The sequence below is a fragment of the Azospirillum sp. UFLA03-27 genome (assembly GCF_059803775.1).
In genome coordinates, this window is the sequence record NZ_JAUQTX010000424.1 from 1 (window position 1) to 3,237 (window position 3,237).

Here is a 3,237-nt window from a genome sequence, read left to right on the forward strand (position 1 = left end):
CCCCCGTGCCCCGGGCGCCGGGGGGGGTTTGGGGGGGGCCGCCGCATGACCGACCTCGATGACAACGACGACGATCTCCCCGGCTCCGACCCCACCCCGGCGGGCCGGCTGCGGATCGACAAGTGGCTGTGGTTCGCGCGCTTCTTCAAGACGCGCAGCCTCGCGGCGAAGCTGTGCAACGGCGGCGGCGTGCGGGTGTCCGGCACGGTGGTCGGCAAGGCGCATTACGCGGTGAAGCCCGGCGACGTGCTGACCTTCGCGCAGGGGCGGCACATCCGCGTCATCAAGGTGGTCGCGCTGGGCAGCCGGCGCGGCCCGGCGCCGGAGGCGCAGGCCCTTTACGAGGACCTCGCCCCGCCGGTGCGCGAGGAGGCGATCCAGGACCCCTACCGCGCGCCGCCGGCCCCGCGGGAGCCCGGCGCCGGCCGCCCGACCAAGCGCGACCGCCGGGCGCTCGACCAGCTGTACGGAGAGGAGTAAGCCGGAACAGCCGGAGAAAGCGGGGGCGAAGCGCGGGCGGGGCATTGCCATTCGGGGGGCGCAACCTCATCTGCGCAAAATAATCCCGCAACGGCCGACTTTTTCGGAGCCCGCCGCCCTCATGCTCGAACTGTTCTCCGACCCGCAGGTCTGGGCCAGCCTCCTGACGCTCACCGCGTTGGAGATCGTGCTCGGCATCGACAACATCATCTTCATTTCGATCATGGCGGCCAAGCTGCCGGTCCACCAGCAGCAGAAGGCCCGGCAACTCGGTCTGGCGCTGGCGCTGGTCATGCGGCTTCTGCTGCTCGCCTCCATCTCCTGGGTGGCGACCCTGACGGAACCGCTGATCACCGTGCTCGGCATGGGCTTCTCGGGCCGCGACCTGATCCTGCTCGGAGGCGGCCTGTTCCTGCTGGCCAAGGGCACCATCGAGATCCACAACACCGTGGAAGGCCACGAGGAGGGCAGCGCCGCCCCCAAGCTCGCCAGCTTCGGCGCGGTGGTCGGTCAGATCATCGTGCTGGACATCGTCTTCTCGCTGGACAGCGTGATCACCGCGGTCGGCATGTCCAACGACCTGCCGGTGATGGTCACCGCCGTCGTCATCGCCATGGCGGTGATGCTGTTCGCCGCCCGCCCGGTGGGCGATTTCGTGAACCGCCACGTCACCGTGAAGATGCTGGCCCTGTCCTTCCTGCTGCTGGTCGGCGTGGCGCTGATCGCCGACGGCTTCGGCTTCCACATTCCGAAGGGCTATCTGTACTTCGCCATCGCCTTCTCGACGCTGGTCGAGGCGCTGAACCTGATGGCCGCCGCCCGCCGCAAACGGAAGAAGGCCGAAGCGCACTGACGCTCCGGCCCTCCTGAAGACGTGCTCGACGGGCCGCCCCTGCAATGGGGGCGGCCCGTTCGCTTTCCGGGGATCAGGTCCGCATCAGACCGTCGCGGAACTCCACCTCCTCCACCAGATGCTCGTAGGCGAGTTTGAACAGGTCGCGGATCGAGACGATGCCGACCGCGCGCTTGCCCTGGGTGATCGGCAGGTGGCGGTAGTGCTTCGACTGCATCAGGGTCAGCGCCTCGATGGCGTCCGCGTCCGGCGGCAGGGTGTCCGGGTTGCGGGTCATGATCGCCGATACCTCGGTCTCCAAGGCGTCGATCTGGGTGGAGAGCACCTTGTTGTTCAGGTCGCGCTCGGTGACGATGCCGACGAGGTCGCCGTGGTTCACCACCAGCACGGCGCCGATGTTCTTCTCCGCCATCAGCTTCGACACGGTCAGGACGGAGGTGTCCTCCGTCACCAGGATGAGTTCCTGCGACTTCACCACGTCCGGAACCAGCTTCCGCTTCATCATTTCCCCCAATTTGTAATTTGTTTACAAACTCAAGCGCTGCAAAGAAACAATAGCAAATCTCGCTGGTGCAAAACTGCGGCAGAAGACCGCACCTCGGACGGGGTGGTCCGGATGGAGGATCGGCCGGGGGATCAGTTGCGCCGGAGGACGACGGTCAGGTTGTTGGCGGGCATCTCCACCAACTCGGCGAGGGTGAAGCCGGCGGCGGCACGCTCCACCGCGTCGAGGTCGCGCACGCCCCAGGCGGGGTTGCGGGCCTTCAGGTCGGCGTCGAAGGCGGCGTTGCTCGGCGCGCTGTGCCGCCCGCCGCGCATGAAGGGGCCGTAGAGCAGCAGCGGCGCGCCGGAGGGCAACAGTCGCCCCGCCCCGGCGAACAGGCCAAGCGCCGCCTCCCACGGGGCGATGTGGATCATGTTGATGCAGACCACCGCGTCGGCCGCCTCGACCGGCCAGTCGCGTGCGGCGGCGTCGAGGTCCAGCGGGTCGCGCAGGTTGGGCAGCGCTGCCGCGGAGGCCCAGGAGCGGATGCTGTCACGCAAGCCCGGGTCGGGGTCGCTCGGCTGCCACGTCACGCCGGGCAGCGCCTCGGAGAAGGCCACGGCGTGCTGGCCGGTGCCGCTCGCCACCTCCAGCACCAGACCTTGCGGCGGCAGGACGCGGCGGAGCACCTCCAGGATGGGGGCGCGGTTGCGCTCCGTCGCGGGGGCGTGACGGCGGGAGGTCTCGGGGTGCAGCGGATCGAACATGGGGGCAGGCTACCCGCGCCCGGCGCCCAGGGCAACCGCGGCGGGGTCGCGGCGCCCGGCCATCCAGGCCCCGGCGGCGAGGAGGAGCGCGCCGGCCAGCACCGCCGCGGCGGCCCCCAGCAGGGCGGAATCGAAGCTGCCGGTGCGAGCCACCACCATCCCCGCCGGCACCGGCCCGATGATCTGCCCCAGCCCGTAGACGGCGGTCAGCGCGCCGATGACGCGGGCCGACGCCCCGCCCGACAGGTGGCGCCCCAGCGTGAAGGACAGGGTGACGATGCCGACGAAGGTCCCGCCGAACAGCACGGCCGACAGCAGGGCCGCCGCGGGGGAGCCGGTGATCGGCAGCAGGATGCCCACCGCCTGCACGACATGGGCGAGGATCAGCGCCCGCCAGAGGCCAAGCCGCCGCCCCGCCGCCGCCCAGAGGATGCCGGACGGCATGGCCGCCAGCCCGGTGACCATCCAGGCCGCGGCGCCGAGCGGCGCCGTCTCCGGCATGGTCTTCAGGATGGCGACCAGGAAGGTGCCGGTGACGATGTATCCGGCCCCCTCCAGGAAATAGGCCAGCGTCAGCAGGATCATCGGGGCGGAGGGGCGGAGGGAGGGCGCTGTCTCTTATACACATCTCCGAGCCCACGAGACTATAACAG

5 protein-coding genes are annotated in these 3,237 nt (G+C 70.0%); 2 read left to right on the forward strand and 3 right to left on the reverse strand.

Annotation, left to right across the window (positions count from 1 at the left end):
• Window positions 1-45: 45 nt before the first annotated feature.
• Window positions 46-480: an RNA-binding S4 domain-containing protein gene (locus Q4I23_RS31810; RefSeq protein WP_498528880.1), complete on the forward strand. Its 435-nt coding sequence runs from the start codon at window positions 46-48 to the stop codon at window positions 478-480.
• A gap of 121 nt (window positions 481-601) precedes the next feature.
• Window positions 602-1,333, forward strand: a complete 732-nt coding sequence (locus Q4I23_RS31815) for a TerC family protein (RefSeq protein WP_454020163.1) — start codon at window positions 602-604, stop codon at window positions 1,331-1,333.
• A 73-nt stretch (window positions 1,334-1,406) separates the two neighbouring features.
• Here Q4I23_RS31815 and Q4I23_RS31820 read toward each other — a convergent pair whose 3' ends face one another.
• The 3 genes from Q4I23_RS31820 to Q4I23_RS31830 all read right to left on the reverse strand — a co-directional run bounded on the left by Q4I23_RS31820 (window position 1,407) and on the right by Q4I23_RS31830 (window position 3,169).
• Window positions 1,407-1,835, reverse strand: a complete 429-nt coding sequence (locus Q4I23_RS31820; protein ID WP_498528881.1) for a CBS domain-containing protein — start codon at window positions 1,833-1,835, stop codon at window positions 1,407-1,409.
• Between the two features lie 134 nt (window positions 1,836-1,969).
• Window positions 1,970-2,584, reverse strand: coding sequence for a DUF938 domain-containing protein (locus Q4I23_RS31825; protein WP_498528882.1), 615 nt, complete (start codon window positions 2,582-2,584; stop codon window positions 1,970-1,972).
• Between the two features lie 9 nt (window positions 2,585-2,593).
• Window positions 2,594-3,169, reverse strand: coding sequence for a YbfB/YjiJ family MFS transporter (locus Q4I23_RS31830; RefSeq protein ID WP_498528883.1), 576 nt, complete (start codon window positions 3,167-3,169; stop codon window positions 2,594-2,596).
• Window positions 3,170-3,237 lie beyond the last annotated feature (68 nt).